The 18,248-nt window shown below is 74.3% G+C and carries 17 protein-coding genes; 9 read left to right on the forward strand and 8 right to left on the reverse strand.

From position 1 onward, the window contains the following. Positions 1 to 47 precede the first annotated feature (47 nt). Positions 48 to 368 carry a ferredoxin gene (gene fdxA / locus GQS52_RS08985; RefSeq protein ID WP_003985062.1) on the reverse strand — a complete coding sequence of 107 codons (321 nt, stop codon included), beginning with the start codon at positions 366 to 368 and terminating at the stop codon, positions 48 to 50. A 134-nt stretch (positions 369 to 502) separates the two neighbouring features. Between fdxA and GQS52_RS08990 the strand changes: the two genes are divergently transcribed. Then, entirely contained in the window at positions 503 to 1,564 is a 1,062-nt protein-coding gene (locus GQS52_RS08990) for a GNAT family N-acetyltransferase (RefSeq protein ID WP_182312891.1), read from the forward strand. Between the two features lie 122 nt (positions 1,565 to 1,686). Next, positions 1,687 to 2,523, forward strand: a complete 837-nt coding sequence (locus GQS52_RS08995) for a transglutaminase-like domain-containing protein (RefSeq protein ID WP_182312892.1) — start codon at positions 1,687 to 1,689, stop codon at positions 2,521 to 2,523. A 108-nt stretch (positions 2,524 to 2,631) separates the two neighbouring features. Here GQS52_RS08995 and GQS52_RS09000 read toward each other — a convergent pair whose 3' ends face one another. Then, on the reverse strand, positions 2,632 to 3,291 hold the full coding sequence (locus tag GQS52_RS09000) for a TetR/AcrR family transcriptional regulator (protein WP_182312893.1): 660 nt from the start codon (positions 3,289 to 3,291) through the stop codon (positions 2,632 to 2,634). A gap of 178 nt (positions 3,292 to 3,469) precedes the next feature. Between GQS52_RS09000 and GQS52_RS09005 the strand changes: the two genes are divergently transcribed. Then, positions 3,470 to 4,588 carry a serine hydrolase domain-containing protein gene (locus tag GQS52_RS09005; protein WP_182312894.1) on the forward strand — a complete coding sequence of 373 codons (1,119 nt, stop codon included), beginning with the start codon at positions 3,470 to 3,472 and terminating at the stop codon, positions 4,586 to 4,588. 203 nt (positions 4,589 to 4,791) lie between these two features. Here the strand turns inward: GQS52_RS09005 and GQS52_RS09010 are convergent, their stop codons facing one another. The 4 genes from GQS52_RS09010 to GQS52_RS09025 form a co-directional block, all read right to left on the reverse strand. After that, positions 4,792 to 6,936 (reverse strand): hypothetical protein, encoded by a 2,145-nt coding sequence (locus GQS52_RS09010; RefSeq protein ID WP_182312895.1) that lies wholly within the window; start codon positions 6,934 to 6,936, stop codon positions 4,792 to 4,794. 258 nt (positions 6,937 to 7,194) lie between these two features. Further along, positions 7,195 to 7,596 carry a DUF6113 family protein gene (locus GQS52_RS09015; protein WP_182316316.1) on the reverse strand — a complete coding sequence of 134 codons (402 nt, stop codon included), beginning with the start codon at positions 7,594 to 7,596 and terminating at the stop codon, positions 7,195 to 7,197. A gap of 5 nt (positions 7,597 to 7,601) precedes the next feature. Continuing rightward, on the reverse strand, positions 7,602 to 8,492 hold the full coding sequence (gene mshB / locus GQS52_RS09020) for an N-acetyl-1-D-myo-inositol-2-amino-2-deoxy-alpha-D-glucopyranoside deacetylase (RefSeq protein WP_182312896.1): 891 nt from the start codon (positions 8,490 to 8,492) through the stop codon (positions 7,602 to 7,604). A gap of 94 nt (positions 8,493 to 8,586) precedes the next feature. Next, positions 8,587 to 8,781 (reverse strand): hypothetical protein, encoded by a 195-nt coding sequence (locus GQS52_RS09025; protein ID WP_182312897.1) that lies wholly within the window; start codon positions 8,779 to 8,781, stop codon positions 8,587 to 8,589. A gap of 197 nt (positions 8,782 to 8,978) precedes the next feature. Between GQS52_RS09025 and GQS52_RS09030 the strand changes: the two genes are divergently transcribed. From GQS52_RS09030 to GQS52_RS09055, 6 genes are all read left to right on the forward strand, one after another. Then, positions 8,979 to 11,108: a prolyl oligopeptidase family serine peptidase gene (locus tag GQS52_RS09030; protein WP_182316317.1), complete on the forward strand. Its 2,130-nt coding sequence runs from the start codon at positions 8,979 to 8,981 to the stop codon at positions 11,106 to 11,108. Between the two features lie 233 nt (positions 11,109 to 11,341). Next, complete coding sequence (locus GQS52_RS09035) at positions 11,342 to 12,361, forward strand: ABC transporter permease (RefSeq protein ID WP_259370667.1); 1,020 nt, start codon at positions 11,342 to 11,344, stop codon at positions 12,359 to 12,361. Between the two features lie 140 nt (positions 12,362 to 12,501). Further along, complete coding sequence (locus GQS52_RS09040; RefSeq protein WP_182312898.1) at positions 12,502 to 14,310, forward strand: ABC transporter substrate-binding protein; 1,809 nt, start codon at positions 12,502 to 12,504, stop codon at positions 14,308 to 14,310. A 6-nt stretch (positions 14,311 to 14,316) separates the two neighbouring features. After that, complete coding sequence (locus tag GQS52_RS09045; protein ID WP_182312899.1) at positions 14,317 to 15,309, forward strand: ABC transporter permease; 993 nt, start codon at positions 14,317 to 14,319, stop codon at positions 15,307 to 15,309. After that, entirely contained in the window at positions 15,306 to 16,403 is a 1,098-nt protein-coding gene (locus GQS52_RS09050; RefSeq protein ID WP_182312900.1) for an ABC transporter ATP-binding protein, read from the forward strand. The genes GQS52_RS09045 and GQS52_RS09050 overlap by 4 nt, the downstream gene beginning before the upstream one ends. A 125-nt stretch (positions 16,404 to 16,528) precedes the next feature. Next, positions 16,529 to 17,581, forward strand: a complete 1,053-nt coding sequence (locus GQS52_RS09055) for an oligopeptide/dipeptide ABC transporter ATP-binding protein (protein WP_182316319.1) — start codon at positions 16,529 to 16,531, stop codon at positions 17,579 to 17,581. A 36-nt stretch (positions 17,582 to 17,617) separates the two neighbouring features. Here GQS52_RS09055 and GQS52_RS09060 read toward each other — a convergent pair whose 3' ends face one another. Together GQS52_RS09060 and GQS52_RS09065 are read right to left on the reverse strand one after the other, a co-directional pair. Beyond that, positions 17,618 to 18,019, reverse strand: coding sequence for a type II toxin-antitoxin system VapC family toxin (locus tag GQS52_RS09060; RefSeq protein WP_182312901.1), 402 nt, complete (start codon positions 18,017 to 18,019; stop codon positions 17,618 to 17,620). Then, positions 18,016 to 18,246, reverse strand: coding sequence for a hypothetical protein (locus tag GQS52_RS09065; protein ID WP_182312902.1), 231 nt, complete (start codon positions 18,244 to 18,246; stop codon positions 18,016 to 18,018). The genes GQS52_RS09060 and GQS52_RS09065 overlap by 4 nt, the downstream gene beginning before the upstream one ends. Positions 18,247 to 18,248: the final 2 nt, after the last annotated feature.

The raw sequence follows: 18,248 nt of genomic DNA on the forward strand, positions 1-18,248 counted from the left end.
CCGGGGCCGTGCGGCGGGAACGCCGGACGGCCCCGGGGCCCGCGCGGTCAGCCGTTCTGCGGCGGCAGGGCGGCGATGAAGGGGTGGTCCCGCTCGATCAGGCCGAGCTTGGAGGCGCCACCGGGCGAGCCGAGCTCGTCGAAGAACTCCACGTTCGCCTTGTAGTAGTCCTTCCACTCCTCCGGGGTGTCGTCCTCGTAGAAGATCGCCTCGACCGGGCACACCGGCTCACAGGCCCCGCAGTCGACGCACTCGTCCGGGTGGATGTACAAGGACCGGGAGCCCTCGTAGATGCAGTCGACGGGGCACTCCTCGATGCATGCCTTGTCCTTGACGTCGACACAAGGCTGCGCGATGACGTAGGTCACGCTGTCTTTCCTCCTCGGTAGGGCTTGGCGGACCGGTCTGCGGCTCCGCCGCGTGGCGCGCGGGAGCGCGGCGTCGTCGATGCCCGCATCTAGTATCGCGGTTCCTACGCACCGCACGAACAGGAGGGGCGCCCATGACGGGGAAAATCGCTGCAGGAGGCCGGGCCGAGGTGCGCATAACCCCCTCTGACGTGGGGAAACGGGTTTCGCTGCGGCGCGTGCTGGAGGTGGTCGACGGCCGCCCGGTGTTCGGGGACGTGGTCGGGCTTCTCGCATCGTGGAACAACGGGGTGCTGGCCGTCGTCCGGCGGGACGGGCAGGAGGTCCGCGTCGCGGAGGCGTCCCTGGTGGCGGCGAAGCCGGTGCCTGCCGCCCCGGCCCGGCGCCGGGGGCCGCGGGCGGACGCCCGGCAGCTGGCCCTGGTCGCGTCGCGCGGCTGGCCGCCGCGGGAGAGCGAGGCGCTGGGCGGGTGGGTCCTGCGCTGCGCGGCGGGGGACCCCCGCGCCGGGACCCGGAGCGGGAAGGGGTTCACCCGGCGCGCCAACTCGGTGCTGCCGCTCGGCGACCCCGGGATGCCGCTCGACGCCGCCCTGGAGCGGGTCCGCGACTGGTACGGGGCCCGCGGCCTGGACGCGGTCGTCCAGGTGACCACCGGCGACGCGGCGGGCGACGAGGAACTCGCCGCGGAGCTGGACCGGCGCGGCTGGACGCCCGAGGGGCACGCGGTACTGCGCACCGGGACGCTCGCGGCGCTCGCGGAGGCCGCCGACGACGAGGCGGTGGGCCGCGTCCGGCTCTCCCGCGACCCGGACGCGGCCTGGGCTGCCCGCTACCGGTGGGCCGGGGGGCTCGACGACAACGCGCGGGCCGTGCTGACCGGCGGGCCGTCGGTGTGGTTCGCCGCCGTGGACGGGGAAGGCGGTGAGGAGGGCGTCCCCGACGCCGTCGGGCGGTGCGTGGTCGACGGCCGCTGGGCGGGCTTCGCCGCGCTGGAGGTCGACCCCGGGCAGCGGCGCCGGGGGCTGGCCACCGCGGTGACGGCCGCCCTGGCCCGCCGGGCGCTGTCCGAGGGCGCGGACGCCGCCTACCTGCAGGTCGAGCGGGACAACCGGGCGGCGGCCGCGCTCTACGACCGGCTGGGCCTGACCGAGCACCACGCCTACCACTACCGGCGGGCTCCCCGGTCCGGGCGGTAGGCGGCGGACGGACCTCGGGACGGGGACGGGGACGGGGACGGGGACGGGGACGGGGACGGGGACGGGGACAGGACCGGGACAGGGCGAGGGCAGGACAGGGCGAGGCGAGGCGGGGCAGGGAGATGGACGAGACCAACAGGGAGCGGTTCGCACGGGCGGCGCGCGAGGAGTCCCCCGACACCACGCTGCTGTGCCTGCTGATGGCGGCCGAGGCCGACCCCGGGCCGGACGGCGACGGCGGCGACGCGGCCGCCCGCGCCGAGCTGGACCGGCTGTGCGGGCTGGTGGAGCCGCCCGCCGCGCCGGGCACCCCGCGGCGCTGGGCCGAGGCGCTGGCCGGGGCCCTGGGCGCGAGGGCGGGCCTGCACGGTACCCCGGGCGACTACCGTCGCCTGGAGTCCTCGCTGCTGCCCGAGGTGCTGCGCCGCCGGCGGGGGCTGCCCATCCTGCTGTCGGTGGTGTGGCTGGAGGTGGGCCGCCGGGTCGGCGCACCGGTGTACGGGGTGGCGCTGCCGGGGCACTTCGTCGTGGGCGTGGGGGACCCGGCCGGGGAGCACGTCCTGGCGGACCCGTTCGACGGGGGCCGGGTGATGACCGACGAGGACGTCCGCCTGCTGGTCGCGGGGGCGACCGGCGCCGCGGAGCCCTCCGCGGCGATGCTGGCGCCGGCCGAACCGCTGGAGATCGTGCTGCGGGTGCTGAACAACGTCCGCGCGTGGGCGGCCGCACGGCCGGAGAGGTCGGACGTCCACCTGTGGGCGGTGGACCTGTCGCTGCTCCTGCCGCGCCACCCGGCGCGGCTGCGCTACGAGCGGGCGCAGCTGCTGGTGCAGCGCGGCGAGTTCGTCGCCGGGGCCCGGGCGCTCACCGAGTACGCGGAACTCGTCGCGGCGATGGAGCCGTCGGCCGCCGAGACCGTGCGGCGCCAGGCCCGCGCGGCTCGCGCCATGCTCAACTGACCCCGGCCGCGCGTACGCCGGCAGAGGTCCGCGCCGACCTTCCGGGCAGCGGTGATGCGCCGACCGCTCGAGTTCGCCGTCGTTCGCCGACACTCCCGGGCCCGTCGGCTAGCCCGGGGAGATCGCGGCCTCGATGTGGGCGAGCTGGGCGGCGAGGATCTCTTCGAACGCGGCGCGGCGGTCCACCCCGAGGGGACGGATGTCGCGGGCGAAGTGGGCCAGGGCCGGGAAGCGTTCGGGGTCGGCGCCCAGAACCGCCACCCGGAACAGCTCCATGCCCTGTTCGTACTCCCCGGGGGTGACGGTGCCGAGCCCGGCCTCGGAGGCGATCAACGCGGCGACGAGGACCGCGATCCGGTGGTAGCGCGCCGGGATCTCCTCGTCGGACAGCCCCGATGCACGCAGGGCCTGCAGCATCTCTTCCATGACCAGCCGGGAACCGGTGCCGCTCGACGCGTGGCGTCCCCAGACCGTGGCGAGCTGGGGCTGCCGTCCGAAGGCCTCTCTCACGTGCAGGGCCAGGGACGTGATGCGCTGCTTCCAGTCGCCCTCGGGGCGGTAGCCGTCCATCGCGGCCAGGAGGATCCGGTCGGCGACCGCGCGCAGCAGTTCGGTCTTGCTGCGGAAGTGCCGGTAGAGGCTGGAGGAATCGGTCCCGAGGGCCGCGGCCAGCTTGCGCACACTGAACGAATCCGCGTCGCTCGTGCGCAGCAGTTCCGCCGCCGCGTCCAGGATCTCTTCGGTCGACCAACGCTTTCGGCCTGCCATCTCGCCCCTCTCGCCGGAGCCCAGCCTAACCTATGCACTTGGCGTTGCACGCACTGCGCGCATAATGAGTGCACAAGCATGCCGGGCGGGCCGGCATGCCACTCGTGCCTTGTTGCCGGGGCCGGGGCCGGGCGACCGATGCGGAGCCCACCCCGGGGAACACGAAAGGACGCATGACGTGAAGCGCCCACTGGATTGCGCGGCACTGAACGCAGCCGTCGAGAACGTCCACCGCGCCGGAATGCCGGGCCTGTTCGCCGAGGTGCGGGACGGCGACCAGGTCTGGCGCGGCGCCGCCGGGGTCGCCGACGTCGCCACCGGCCGCCCCGTCACCGCCGGCATGCGGCACCGCGTCGGCAGCATCACCAAGACCTTCACGGCAGCCGCGGTCCTGCAGCAGGTCGAGAGCGGTCGAATCGGTCTCGACACACCGATCGGCCGGTACCTTCCGAAGCTGGTTCCCGGAGAACGCGGTGCCGCGATCACGGTCCGGATGCTGCTCAACCACACCAGCGGCCTCGCCGAGTACCTCCCGTACGCCTACCCCTCCCTCAAGGCGTTCCCCGCCCTCGCGGACACCGGGCCCCAGAGCCTGGACGACCACCGGTTCACGCGGTTCGACCCCGCCGAACTGATCGGGATGGGGGTCACCGCACCTGCCGTCGGCACCCCGGGCGGTACTCCGGGGGTGTACTCCAACACCAACTACCTGCTCCTCGGCGAACTCCTGGAACAGGTGACCGGCACCACGGCCGAGCAGTGCATCACCCGGAACGTCATCGAGCGGGCCGGGCTCCGGGACACCGAACTCCCCTCCGGACCGTACGTCGACGGGCCGCACTCACAGCTCTACGAGGCGTGGTTCGGCATGATCGATCCGCCGCGCGACTACAGCGTCTACGACATGTCGTGGGTGGGTCCGGCGGCCTCGCTGATATCGACCGTCACGGACCTCAACCGCTTCTTCGGCATGCTGCTGGCCGGGGAGATCGTCGGTCCGTCGTCGCTGGCGCAGATGCAGCTCACCGTCCCGGTCGTCTCCCAGGAGGGAAGAACGATCGACTACGGCCTCGGCCTGCACCCGATGGACGGTCCCGGTCAGGGCGCCTTCTGGGGCCATGGCGGCACGGTCTGGGGCGGTGGGGCGCTGGCCATGACCCGCGCCGACGGCAAGCGGCAGGTGTCCGTCGCGGTGAACCTGCAGAGGTGGAACAGGATCGACTCCTCCGGCAAGCCGCAGCCCCATCCCGTCGACGACGCGCTCGCGACCCTGTACCGCGTGGCGATGTACGGCTGACGTCGATGACGTGACGCGGTGGCACTGCCGGCGGGTCCGGCCCCTCGGCCGACCGGCTCCCGGCCGCCGGGCCCGACCGCTCGCTCCGCAGCCCGCGGGAGGACCCCGGAAGACCGGAAGACCCCGGTGGCCCCGGTGCGCTCGTCGCACCGGGGCCACCGGGGTCTTCCCGCCGGCTGCGGGCGCAGCCGGCGGGACGGGGGTTACTGCCCGGCGCCGATGATCCCGACCCGCTTGGCGGGGTCGGTCTCGCGCAGTGCGGGCAGCAGCGCGCCGGCCGCGTCCTGCGGGGTGACCGCCGTCTTCTCGCCCGTGCCGCGCTCCAGCAGGACGCCGTCGAAGGTGCTGCCGTAGGTCGCGGCGAACGTCTTCAGGTCGATGACCGGCTGGAGCTTGCCGTTCGCGTCCGGCCGCATGCTCAGGAACGTGCCGAGCGTCTTCGGGCTGAAGAGGATCTGCGTGCCGTCGGCGGTCTTGAGGGTGACCAGGCCCGACATGGCCGTCCGCCCGAACCCGTCGACCGCCCGCTTCAGCTCGGCCTGGTCGACCTTGGGCGGCTGGGGGGTGCGGCTGAGCATGAGCGGCACGTCCTTGCCGGTCTCGCTGCGCTCGACGTACGCCTCGCCCACCTTGCCGATGGCGTCGTCGATGTCGAGCGCCATGTGCTCCTTGCCGGGGACGGCGACGGCCTTGCCCCCGGTGAACTTGACCATGCCGTCGGCGGAGGCGGAGCCGCCCGAGCGCGTGGAGATCGTCTCCAGCTCGACGCGGAGCTTCTCCTCGTCCACGTCGACCACGGGGTTCTCGACGCGGGTCCTCCCGAGGAGGGAGCCGATGACCGAGACCGGGTTGTAGTCGCTGCGGGCGACCTGGTCCACCGTGGCCTCGGTGTCGATGCCGAGACCGGCGACCTCGGGCTTGAGCTCGCTCTTCTCCGAACCGATCTGCACCGTCAGCGGGGCGCTGGTGCGCTTGCCGAGGGCGGCGTCGAGCGTCTTGACGGCCTCGCGCCTGTCCATGCCGCCGATGTCCACCCCGAGCACGGTGGTGCCCTTGGGTACGTCCGCGTGGTCCAGGAGGAGCCCGGTGCCGTAGGCGATGCCGACCAGGCCGAGGACGGCGGCGGCCACCAGCAGCAGCTTGGAACGGCCCTTGCCGGACGGCTCCTCCTCCGGCGCGTGGGGAGCCGGGCGGTCGGGCCCGCCCATGACGGGTCCGGGCGGCGGGACCGCGGGGATGCCGTTGACCAGGGTGTCGCTGGGCGACCCGGGGCCGCGGCCCGCGGAGGGCCCGGGGCCGGCGTGGGACTGCGGCCCCATGGCGCCGGGAACGGGTCCTGTGGTGGGGCCGGCGGGCCGCTGCCGCGGCCCGGGGAAGACGTCCGACCCGGATCCCCGCTCCGGGCCGGGGCCCTGTCCCGGGCCGGGGCCCTGTCCCTGGAGCGGCCCGACGCGCTCGAACGGCGTGGCGCCGCCCGGGGCCCCGGGGCCCGCCTGGGGGCCCGCGGGGCCGTTGCCGTAGGCGCTGCGCGGAGCACCGCCCTGCGTGCCGCCGCCCTGCGTGCCGCCGCGCGGCGAGGAGGGCACGGTGGGAATCCGCTGGGTGCTGTCGGCCTCCTCCGCCGGGGAGGGCGCGCGGGAAGCGGCCGGGGCGGGGCCCGCGGGGGCCTGACCGGGACCCGCGGCAGGACCGGGGCCCGCAGCGGGACCGGGGCCCGCGGCGGGACCGGGCCCCGCGGGGGCGGCCGGCTTGCGCGGCGCGAACCAGTCGGTCTTCGGCTCCGGCCTGGCCCCCGGGCGCCGCTCCTCGCCGGAGGGCGCTCCCTGCCCGCCGCGGTCGCCCGGCGCGGCCGGGGCCGGCCCGGGCGCGCCGGCGCCCGTGACCGGGCCCGGGGCGGACGGTCCCGAGGACCAGCCCGGAGGCAGTATCGATCCTCCCGGAGGAGTGGCGGAGGCGGAGGCCGTCGGGGCCCCGCTCCCCCCGGGCGTCCTCCCGGGTGTCTTCCCTCCCGCGGCCTGCGCGGCGGCGGCCCCGTCGCCCCCGGCTCCCCCTGCGCCCTCACCGGGCTCGGTGCCCTCGCCGACCGACTGGCGGACGACGACCGGCGGGATGGGCCGGGAGCCGGGGATGTTGATCCGCACGCGCGTGGTCAGCGTCGTCTCGGTCCTGGGTGTCTCCGGCGTGGCCGGGTCCGCTGCGCCCGCCTCGGGCTCCGTCCCGCCCGCCGCCCCCTGCGGGTGCAGCGACGGGTATTCGCGGTTCCCGTAGGGCTGGGTGCCCGACGGGTACGCGGCGCCTCCCCCGCTGCCCTGGGGCTTGGAGGACGCGTTGTCGTCTTGACGGCTCAAAACTGGTTCTCCCGGTTCGCATCTGACGCCCGTTCGGCGATCTGCAGGCGGCTCGCCGGTCGCGGTCGCGGCCCGGCGTTCCCGCGGGGCGATGCGCACCCGCGCGTGAGCACCCCCGGCCGGGCTGCGCGCACCACCATACTGGCCGATGCCAGGACTTCGCCCAGCTCCCGAAACGGCCCTTTGATTCCCCTGTGCGGCTTTTGATCCCCGGTCACACACCGCCCGGCGGGGCAACGGATGCGGAGGTAGCACGCCTCAGCGGACAGATCGGGCACCGTGTGCCCCCGCGCCGCCCGGCGGCGGGAGAGTGGCGCACATCACTCCGATCAGTACGCCGACGAGCAGGAAGGCGTAGGGGCCGATTCCGGCCGCGAACGCGAAGTCGCCCTCGGCGCGCGGGGTGGACAGCCAGATCACGGCGGCCAGCCAGGCGCCCGCGGGCACGGCGGCGCCCGCCCGGGTGCCCGTGAAGCGGGCTCCCCCGTGGAAGAGGGCGGCGCTTCCCGCCAGGGCGAGCAGCAGCCCGAACGGCGGCAGGGCCGCCTGCACCAGCCCTCCGGCCACTCCGGTGGCCGCCCCGAGCACCGCCAGGACCACGTAGGCGACGGCGCGCCCGGTCCTGCCCGGCCCGGACGCGTCCTGTCCCCGGCCCTCCACGGCGGTCACGCCCCCAGTCCGGCGAAGAGGTCGGTCTCCGGCAGCGGTGCTCCTGCCGTCCCCCGGGCCAGCCGGTAGCACTCGGTGCCGAACAGCGGCTGGCCGAGGTCGTTGGACAGCGCGAAGAAGGGGCCGTCGACGGCGATCTGGGTGACGTGGGCCCGCATGGCGTCCGCCTTGAGCCGCGCGTAGGGGCCGCCGCCGATCGAGGCGGTCACCTCCTCGTCGGGCACCACGCCGGGGAGGTCTTCCACCCGGGCGATGCCGGGGAAGGGGGCCTCGCGGCCGGCCTCGCGGAGCCGTGCGAAGCCCTCCTCGGCCGCGGAGCGGGGGATGCAGTTCCAGTAGACCTTGGCGATGGTGTGCGGGGCCCCGAGGTCGGGGCGGAAGGCCGGGTCGGCGGCGAGTTCGGCGCCGCGCACGGCCACGCGGTGCGCCTGGATGTGGTCCGGGTGGCCGTAGCCCCCGTTCTCGTCGTAGGTGACCAGCACCTGCGGCCGCACCTCGCGGACCACCGCGACCAGGTGGGAGGCCGCCTCGTCCAGGTCCGCCCGCCAGAAGCAGTCCGGGCGGTCGTTGGTCGGCACGCCCATCATCCCGGAGTCGCGGTAGCGGCCCGGGCCGCCCAGGAAGCGGTGGTCGGTGACGCCCAGCGCCTGCATGGCGGCGGCGAGTTCGCCGGCCCGGTGCCGGCCGAGGGTGTCGTCGCGGTCGGCGGCCAGGTGGGCGAGGCCGGGCGGGACGACCTCGCCCTCCTCTCCGAGGGTGCACGTCACCAGGGTGACGTGGGCGCCTTCGGCCGCGTACCTGGCCATGGTGGCGCCGTTGTTGATCGACTCGTCGTCCGGGTGCGCGTGGACGAGCAGCAGGCGCCGGGAGGGGAGCTGTCCGGTCATGCGCCAAGCCTACGAGCCGACGGACGCGGTGGCGGCCGCAGTCGCGTCGGGTCGGGCCCGGCCGGAAGCCGGTCGGAAATCGTCCGGAAACCGGTCAGAAGTTGAAGCTTCCGATCATGTTGGACAGGTTCGTCGTCAGCTCCCTGATCGTCGGAGCTATCGACGAACTGGAGAGGTAGAAGCCGAGCAGGACGCAGACCACCGCGTGCCCCGCCTTGAGACCGGACCGCCGGACCAGCAGGACGACGATGATCAGCAGCAGCAGCACCATCGAGATCGAGAGCGCCACGACGGCTCACCTCCAGGACGTGCGTTCGAGTCAGGGCATGGGGGGTCATACCCCGCTCCGCCAGTGGATCATAACGGTCCGTCAGTTCGCACAGGCCGCACGGCGAGGTGCACGGAAGCACGCGGGGGCGCACGTCGCCGCCCCGTGTCCGAATGCTGAACAGTCCCCTTGGCACATACGGCCGTCATAGGCTCGGGATCATGACCGAGCAGCTCAGCTTCCCCCGTCAGTACGCCCGCACCCAGCGCTTCACCCTCGGCGCCCCGCGCTCCTTCACCGTCTCCCCCGACGGCGCCCGCACACTCTTCCTGCGCTCCTCCTCGGGCACCGACCGGGCCGGCGCCCTGTGGGTGCTGGACACCGACAGCGGCGGGGAGCGGATCGCCGCCGACCCGGCCGTCCTCCTGGGCGGTGCCGAGGAGGAGCTGTCCGAGGAGGAGCGGGCCCGGCGCGAGCGCAGCCGCGAGGGCGGCGCGGGCATCGTCGGCTACGCCGTGGACGCGGCCGTGGAGCTGGCCGCGTTCCCCCTGTCCGGGCGGCTGTTCACCGCCGAACTGCGGGCCGGTACCGCGCGCGAACTGGACGTCCCCGGTCCCGTCCTGGACCCGCGCCCCTCCCCCGACGGGCGGCACGTCGCCTACGTGGCGGACGGTGCGCTGCGGGTGGTGGGCGCGGACGGCGACGGCGACCGCGCGCTGGCCGAGCCGGAGGCGGAGGGCGTCACCTGGGGCCTGGCGGAGTTCGTCGCCGCGGAGGAGATGCAGCGCAGCCGCGGGTACTGGTGGTCCCCGCGCAGCGACCGGCTGCTGGCCGCCCGGGCCGACGACTCCCCCGTGCGGCGCTGGTGGATCGCCGACCCGGCCGAACCGGGGCGGGAGCCGGCCGAGGTCGCCTATCCGGCGGCGGGCACGCCCAACGCCGAGGTGCGCCTGTTCGTGCTCGGCCTGGACGGCTCCCGCACCGAGGTGGAGTGGGACCGCGCCAGCCACCCCTACCTGGCCCGGGTGCACTGGTCCGCGGGCGGCCCGCCGGTGCTGCAGGTGCAGTCGCGCGACCAGCGCAGCCAGATGGTGCTGGCCGCCGACCCGGACACCGGGCGCACCACCCCCCTGCACGCCGAGGAGGACCCCGACTGGCTGGAGCTGTTCCCCGGGGTGCCCGCCTGGACCCCCGACGGCCGCCTGGTGCGGATCGAGGACAAGGCCGGGGTCCGGTCGCTGGTGGTCGGCGACCGCCCGCGGACGGGCGCGCAACTGCACGTGCAGGCCGTGCTGGACGTCGGCGAGGAGGACGTGCTGGTGTCCGCCTCGGCCGGCCCGGAGGGACCGGACGACGAGACCGGCCAGGTCCACGTCTACCGGGTCGACGGCTACGGCGCCGAGCGGGTCTCCGACGGCCCCGGGGTGCACTCCGCGGTGCGCTCCGGCGACGTCACCGTGCTGTCCTCGTCCTCCCCGGAGCGCAGCGGCGCGCTGGTGCGGGTCCTGCGCGGCGGGAGGCAGGTCGCGCAGATCGCCTCGCACGCGGCGCGCCCGGTGCTGACGGCGCGGCCGCGCCTGCTGACCGCCGGCCCCCGCCGGATCCCGGCGGCCGTGCTGCTGCCCGCCGGCTACCGCGAGCAGGACGGCCCGCTGCCGGTCCTGATGGACCCCTACGGCGGGCCGCACGCCCGGCGGGTCCTCGCCGCGCAGAACGCGTACCTGACCTCCCAGTGGTTCGCCGACCAGGGCTTCGCCGTGGTGGTCGCCGACGGCCGCGGCACGCCGGGGCACGGCCCGGCGTGGGAGAAGGCGATCGCCGGCGACCTGGCCGCGGTGACGCTGGAGGACCAGGTGGACGCGCTGCACGCGCTGGCCGGGGACCACCCGCTGGACCTGGGCCGGGTGGCGATCCGCGGCTGGTCCTACGGCGGCTACCTGGCCGCGCTGGCGGTGCTGCGGCGCCCCGACGTCTTCCACGCGGGCGTCGCGGGCGCGCCGGTGACCGACTGGCGGCTGTACGACACCCACTACACCGAGCGGTACCTGGGGATGCCGCAGGAGCGGCCCGAGGTGTACGCGCGCAACTCCCTGGTGACCGACGAGGGCCTGTCCGGGGCGGCGGAAATGCACCGGCCCCTGATGATCGTCCACGGGCTGGCGGACGACAACGTGGTGGTGGCGCACAGCCTGCGGCTGTCCTCCGCGCTGCTCGCGGCGGGCCGCCCGCACGAGGTGCTGCCGCTGTCCGGGGTGACCCACATGACGCCGCAGGAGCAGGTCGCGGAGAACCTGCTGCTGTTCCAGGTGGACTTCCTCAAGCGGTCGCTGGGCATGCCGCGGGACTGACCGCCCGCCCCGGCGACCCGCCCGGGGCCGGGGCGGTCCCGTACGGGGCGGGCGGGGCGGACGGGGCCGACGGGGGCGGGGCGCGGGACCTCCCGGCCTCACCCCCGTCCGCCCCGCGGCGGTGTGCCCGCCCGAGGCCCTCTTGACGCGCGTCGACCCGATCGCCAGAGTTCCGGTCTACCCGCAGCGCCCACCGGCGCCCGCGCAGTCCGCCGCGCAGGGAGCAGGAACGCATGTCGAGTCCGACCGAAGCCGCCGCGTCCGTCCCGTCTCCCCTTCCGCCCGCCCCCTCGCCCCCGCCCCCGCCCGGCCCGGTGACCGGGCGGTCCCCCGGCCGGCTGATGCGGCGCCGCTTCCGGCGCGACCGCACCGGGGTGGTCTCCGCCTGCGTGGTGGTCCTCTTCTTCGCCGTCGGCCTGCTCGCCCCCGTGATCTCGTGGCTGTACGGCAAGGACCCGTACACCCTGTACGGCCAGGAGCAGCCCGGGCTCCTCGACCCCTTCGGCTTCCCGGCCGGCCCGCTGGGCGGCGTCAGCGGCGAGCACTGGTTCGGCCTCGAGCCGGGCCTGGGCCGCGACGTGTTCATGCAGCTGGTCTACGGCATCCGCACCTCGCTGCTGATCGCCCTCGCGGTGACCGTGGCCACCACGCTGACCGCGATCGCGGTCGGGGTGACCGCCGGCTACCTGGGCGGGAGGACCGACTACTGGCTCGGCCGGCTGATGGACTTCCTGCTCGGCTTCCCCAGCCAGCTGTTCTTCGTGGCCTTCATGCCCGTGGTGGTCGCGCTCTTCGTCGACCCGCGGGAGGAGACGCCGACCTGGATCCGCGTCACGGCACTGGTGCTGGTGCTGTGGTTCCTCGGCTGGACGGGGCTGGGGCGCCTGCTGCGCGGCCAGGTGCTGGCCCTGCGCGAGAGGGAGTTCGTCGAGGCCGCCAAGGTCTCCGGCGCCTCCCCGTGGCGGATCGTCCGCAAGGAGCTGCTGCCGAACCTGGTGACTCCGGTCCTGGTGCAGTTCACCTACATGCTGCCCGGCGTGGTGACCGCGCAGGCGGGCCTGTCCTACCTCGGGGTGGGCCTGGTGGAGCCGACCCCGGACTGGGGGCGGATGTTCGCCACCGCGGGGGAGGTCTACGAGAACGACCCCGCCTACCTCTTCTTCCCCGGCACGGCGATGGTCGTCTTCGTCGTCTGCTTCAACCTCCTCGGCGACTCGCTCCGGGACGCCTTCGACCCGAGAACCGGGCGCTGACCGTCCACCGGCCGGCCCGGCCCCGGCTCACCGCACCGCCCGCACCGCCCGCACCGCCCGCACCGCCCGCACCGCCCGCACCGAGCAGTACGCACCGAACGGCGCAGACCGGCAACGACGCACAGGCAGGGGTGTTCGAGATGGCGAACGACAGCAGGACGCGCACCACCCGGACGGCCCTGGCCGCCCTGGCCGCACTGGCCGCGGGCTCACTGGCCCTGACCGCCTGCACCGGCACCGACTCGGACCCCGGGCCCGGGCCAGGCGGCAAGGACGCCGCCGTGCAGCAGAAGGCGGTCCCGCTCGGCGACGAGGCCGCCTCCCGCGGCCCGGCCCCGGAGGTCCCCGGCGCGAGCGGGGGCGGCACCGTACGGGTCCACCAGGACGCCGACTACGACCACCTGGACCCGGCGCAGATCTACACCGCCGACGGGGGCCTGATCGCCTCCCTCTACACCCGCCAGCTGACCACCTACACCACCGACGAGAAGGGCCGGAAGGTCCTGGTCGGCGACCTCGCCACCGACTCCGGAACCCCGTCCGACGGCGGCCGGACGTGGACGTTCACGCTCAAGGACGGCATCCGATTCGAGGACGGCACGCCGATCACCTCGGCGGACGTGCGCCACACGATCGAGCGGATGTACGCGCCGTTCGTCACCGACGGGCCCAGCTACGTCCAGCAGTGGCTGTCGGGCGACGGCACCGACTACCGCAAGGCCCTGCCCGACGGCCCCTACGAGGGGGACCACCTGCCGGACGACGTCCTGGAGACCCCGGACGGGAAGACCGTCGTCCTGCACTTCCGCTCCCCGCAGCCGGACGCCCCGTTCGCGCTCGCCATGCCCGCCTACGGCGTCGTGCCGAAGGCGAAGGACACCCGGGAGAAGTACGACGCGGCGCCCCTGTCCGCCGGCCCGTACCGGATCGCCTCCTTCAAGCCCGGCAGGTCGATGGAGCTGGTCAGGAACAAGCACTGGGACGCGGACACCGACCCGTACCGCCACCAGTACGTCGACGGCTTCGACATCACCTTCAACCACTCCGACGAGGACTCCACCAAGCGCCTGCTGGCCGACACCGGGGAGGCCGAGACCGCGCTGAGCTTCACCAACGGCGTCGACCCGCTGCAGACGCGCAAGGCGCTGGGCGACCCGGACGCCCGCGAGCGGCTGGTGCAGGGCTACCAGCCCTACGTGTGGCAGATGAACATGAACATGGACCGCATCAAGGACAAGCGGGTCCGCGACGCGATCACCCACGCCCTGCCGAACAGGCGGATCCTCACCCTCAACGGCGGCGCGTACGCCGGCGAGGTCGCCGGCGGCCTGCTCGCCCCGACCGTCCCCGGCCACGAGAAGGACTTCGACCCCTACGGCAAGCTGGCCGAGCCCGACGGAGACCCGCAGCGGGCCAGGAAGCTGCTGAAGCAGGCCGGCAAGGAGGGCATGCGGCTCGTCTACGCCTACTCCAACGACGAGATCCGGCAGCGGCAGTCCGTCGTGGTCGCCGACGCCCTGGAGAAGGCCGGGTTCGACGTGCAGCGCAAGGAGCTCGACGCCGGCACCTGGTACTCGCAGCTGCGCAAGGTCGACAACGGCTACGACATCTACATGACCAGCTGGGCCCAGGACTGGCCGTCCGCCTCCACCGTCATCCCGCCCCTCTTCGACGGCACCCAGATCCAGGACGGCGCCTCCAACTACTCCCACGTCGACGACGAGCACGTGAACTCCGAGATCCGGCGGATCGGCGCGATCACCGACCCCGTGAAGGCGACGAAGGAGTGGAGCAGGCTCCACCGGTACATCGTGGAGGAGATCAACCCGGCGGCCCCGATCTCCTACACCAGGCAGATCCAGCTGCACGGCTCCCGGATCGGCGGCGCGCGGTACAGCGACACCCTCAACTACATCGACCCGACGCGTCTGTACGTCGTCAAGGGGTGAGGGGCGGTGCTCCGGTTCCTGGTGCGCCGGACGCTCGGCGCCGCCGCCGTCCTCCTGCTGATCAGCGCCTTCACCTTCTTCCTGTTCTTCTCGATCCCGCAGGACCCGGCCCTGCTGGCCTGCGGCAAGAACTGCACGGCGGACGCGGTCGCGCTCATCCACCGCAACCTCGGGCTGGACGACCCCGTCCCGCTGCAGTACGCCGCCTTCATGACGGGGATCGTCACCGGCCGCGAATTCGCCGCGGGCCCCTGCCCGGCCCCCTGCTTCGGGTACTCCTTCGCCAACGACCGGCCGGTGTTCGAGACCCTCGCGGACCGCTTCCCGACCACGGCGTCCCTGACCGTCGGCGGCGCCGTCGTCTTCCTGGCGGTGGGGCTGGGCGCGGGCATGATCGCCGCCGCGCGGCGCGGCACGGCCACGGACAAGGTGGTCAGCTCCGTGTCGCTGGTGCTCAGCTCGATGCAGATCTACTTCCTGGGCCCGGTCGTGCTCGGCGTGCTCGTCTACGGCACCGGGCTCCTGCCCTCCCCCTCGTACGTGCCCCTCACCGAGGACCCGGCCGGCTGGTTCACCGGCCTGCTGATCCCCTGGTGCGTGATGGCCGTGATCTTCACGGCCAACTACACCCGGATGGCCCGCTCGACGCTGATCGAGCAGTTGCAGGAGGACCACGTGCGCACCGCCCGGGCCAAGGGGATGCCGGGCAGGACGGTCTTCTTCCGGTACGCCTGGCGCGGTTCGCTGATCCCGATCGTCACCATCTTCGGCATGGACCTGGGGTCGCTCTTCGGCGGCGCGATGATCACCGAGTTCACCTTCGGCCTGGCCGGCCTGGGACGGCTGGCCGTCGACTCGGTGATCGACATCGACCTCCCCATGATCATGGGCGTGATGCTCTTCTCCTCCGCCCTGATCCTGCTGTGCAACATCGTCGTGGACGCCGCGTACGCGCTGATCGACCCGCGGGTGCGCCTGGACGCAGGGAGCAGCGCGTGAACGCACCCGCCGGGGCCGCGGGCACGCCGGAGCCCTTCCTGTCCGTGCGCGACCTGCGGGTCCGCTTCTCCACCGAGGACGGCACCGTCCACGCGGTCGACGGGCTCTCCTTCGGCCTGGAGCGCGGGCGCACCCTGGGCGTCGTCGGCGAGTCCGGCTCCGGAAAGTCGGTGACCGCCCTGGCCCTCATGGGCCTGCACGACCGCCGGACCGCCTCGGTCACCGGCGAGGTCCTGCTCGACGGGCACGAGCTGACCGGCGCGCCGGAGAAGAAGCTGGAGCGGCTGCGCGGCAACCGGGTGGCCATGGTCTTCCAGGACCCGCTGACCGCGCTCTCGCCGTACCACACGGTCGGCCGGCAGATCGCCGAGCCGTTCGTCCGGCACACCGGTGCGAGCCGGCGTCAGGGGCGCCTGCGCGCGGTCGAGATGCTGGGGAGGGTCGGCATCCCGCAGCCCGCCCGGCGCGTCGACGACTACCCGCACCAGTTCTCCGGCGGCATGCGGCAGCGCGTGGTGATCGCGATGGCGCTGGTGTGCAACCCGTCGCTGCTGATCGCGGACGAGCCGACCACCGCGCTCGACGTGACCGTGCAGGCGCAGATCCTCGACCTGCTGGGGGACCTGAGGCAGGAGTTCGGCTCCGCGGTCGTCCTGATCACCCACGACCTGGGCGTGGTGGCCGGCACCGCCGACGACGTGCTGGTGATGTACGCGGGGCGGGCCGTGGAGCGCGGCCCCGTGCGGGAGGTGCTGCGGGACCCGCAGCACCCCTACACCCGGGGCCTGCTGGACTCGGTGCCGCGGCTGTCCTCCGACCCGGAGGAGCCGCTGGTCCCGATCCCGGGCGCCCCGCCGAGCCTGCTCGTCCCCCACCCCGCGGACGGCTCCCGCGCCCCGGACGGGGGCGGCCCGCTGCGGGGCTGCCCCTTCCTCCCGCGGTGCGCGTTCTCCGGGCGGGTCGAGGGCGGGGACCGCTGCCGCACCGAGCGGCCGGTCCTGCCCGCCGGGCGCGGCGCCGCCTGCCACCTGACCGAGCGGCAGAGGCGGACCGCCTTCGCCGAGGAGGCCCGGCCCCGGCCGGGCCGGCCGTGAACCGAGGAGGGAGCGCCGTGGAAGGCGACACCACCGCCCGCGCAGACCTCGGGGCCGCCGGGCGCGGCGCCGGGCGCGGGGAGCCGCTGCTGAGGGTCGAGGGCCTGGCCAAGCACTTCCCCGTCATGGCCGGCTTCCCCGTGCGGCGCAGGGTCGGCGCGGTCCGCGCGGTCGACGGCGTCGACCTGACCGTGCACGCGGGCGAGGTCTTCGGGCTGGTCGGCGAGTCCGGCTGCGGCAAGTCCACCACCGGGCGCATGATCGCCCGCCTGACCGAGCCGACGGCCGGCACCATCACCTACCGCGGCCTGGACATCACCCGCCTCGGCCGCCGGCGGCTGCGGCCGGTGCGCTCCGAGATCCAGATGGTCTTCCAGGACCCGTACTCCTCGCTGAACCCCCGGCAGACGGTGGGCACCATCGTCGGGGGGCCGATGGAGGTCAACGGCATCGACCCGCCCGGCGGGCGCGGGCGGAGGGTCCGCGAGCTGCTGGAGACCGTCGGCCTGAGCCCCGACCACGTCAACCGCTTCCCCCACGAGTTCTCCGGCGGCCAGCGGCAGCGCATCGGCATCGCCCGCGCGCTGGCGCTGAACCCGCGGCTGATCGTGGCCGACGAGCCGGTCTCGGCGCTGGACGTCTCCGTGCAGGCCCAGGTGGTCAACCTGCTGCGGGAGGTGCAGCGCGACCTGGGCGTGGCGTTCGTGTTCATCGCCCACGACCTGGCGGTCGTGCGGCACTTCTCGCAGCGGGTGGCCGTGATGTACCTGGGGCGGATCGTGGAGGTGGGCGACCGGGACTCGGTCTACTCCCGCCCCCGCCACCCCTACACCCACGCCCTGCTCTCCGCGGTCCCCGAGCCCGTCGCCCGGGACGGCGCGGGGCCCGGGCCGGACGGGGAGGGAGGCGGGGGCAGTGTCCGCGAGCGGATCCGTCTCGCCGGGGACGTGCCCTCGCCGGCCGACCCGCCGTCGGGGTGCCGCTTCCGCACCCGGTGCTGGAAGGCGCGGGAGCGCTGCGCCGCCGAGACCCCTCCCCTGGTCCGCCTGGAGGGCGACGCCGAGGGGCACCTGACGGCCTGCCACTTCCCGGAGGAGCCGACGACCGCGGCCCGCGGCGGGGACGTCGTCCTCGACCCGGCCCCGACCACCGAACCCCACCCCGGCACGTCCCCCTGACGGCACTCGGCCCCGCCGGAGCAGAAACAGAGCCCCTCAGCCGATCACCTCGACGGTGCAGTGGATCCCTCCGGCTCCGGCGAGCTTCGCGTCACAGGTGAGGAGGGTGCCCCCGAGCTGTTCGGCCAACGCCACGTATGCGGCGTCGTACGGCGTGACGTTGCCGCGCATCTGCCACATGCGTCCGAGGAGTTGTGCGAGAGGCACCCTGCGGATCGGGAAAGCGGCCAAGTGCTTGAGTGCCCGGGGAACAGCAGCCTCAAGTTCCGGGTTCCTGCGGGCCATGCCGCGCAATGCCGAGACCACCTCCACGTCGAGGTGCACCGGGGCGTACAGGGCGTCACCTGCTGCAAGGCGAGCGACGATGGACCCGTTCCGGCGGTCACCGACGGCGTAGAACGAGGCGAGGACAGAAGCGTCGACGACGGTGAGACTCACCTCTCCTCCCGCACGGCGCGCACGGCGGCAACAGCGTCGTCGACGCTTATGCCCGTGTCTGCCGGCGGCTCGTACAGATCGAGGTAGGCAGCGATGTTGGCGGTTTTGGCAACCTCGGTCAACCGGTCCACGACGTAGGCGTTCAGTGACTGCCGGTTGGCCTCGGCGCACTCGGCCAGCGTCCTGTAGGTCTCGTCCGGGACGTCCCGCAGGTTGATGCGTTTCATGG

The sequence above is a fragment of the Streptomyces sp. SCUT-3 genome, from assembly GCF_014083985.1.
In the GTDB taxonomy this organism is placed as follows: Bacteria; Actinomycetota; Actinomycetes; order Streptomycetales; family Streptomycetaceae; genus Streptomyces_H; species Streptomyces_H thermolineatus.

Coding starts and splice junctions, on each gene's coding strand:
- GQS52_RS09040 (WP_182312898.1), top strand. CDS start 12,502: ATGGCGAACGACAGCAGGACGCGCACCACCCGGACGGCCCTGGCCGCC.
- GQS52_RS08995 (WP_182312892.1), top strand. CDS start 1,687: ATGGACGAGACCAACAGGGAGCGGTTCGCACGGGCGGCGCGCGAGGAG.
- GQS52_RS09035 (WP_259370667.1), top strand. CDS start 11,342: ATGTCGAGTCCGACCGAAGCCGCCGCGTCCGTCCCGTCTCCCCTTCCG.
- GQS52_RS09000 (WP_182312893.1), bottom strand. CDS start 3,291: ATGGCAGGCCGAAAGCGTTGGTCGACCGAAGAGATCCTGGACGCGGCG.
- GQS52_RS09055 (WP_182316319.1), top strand. CDS start 16,529: ATGGCCGGCTTCCCCGTGCGGCGCAGGGTCGGCGCGGTCCGCGCGGTC.
- mshB (WP_182312896.1), bottom strand. CDS start 8,492: ATGACCGGACAGCTCCCCTCCCGGCGCCTGCTGCTCGTCCACGCGCAC.
- GQS52_RS09065 (WP_182312902.1), bottom strand. CDS start 18,246: ATGAAACGCATCAACCTGCGGGACGTCCCGGACGAGACCTACAGGACG.
- GQS52_RS08990 (WP_182312891.1), top strand. CDS start 503: ATGACGGGGAAAATCGCTGCAGGAGGCCGGGCCGAGGTGCGCATAACC.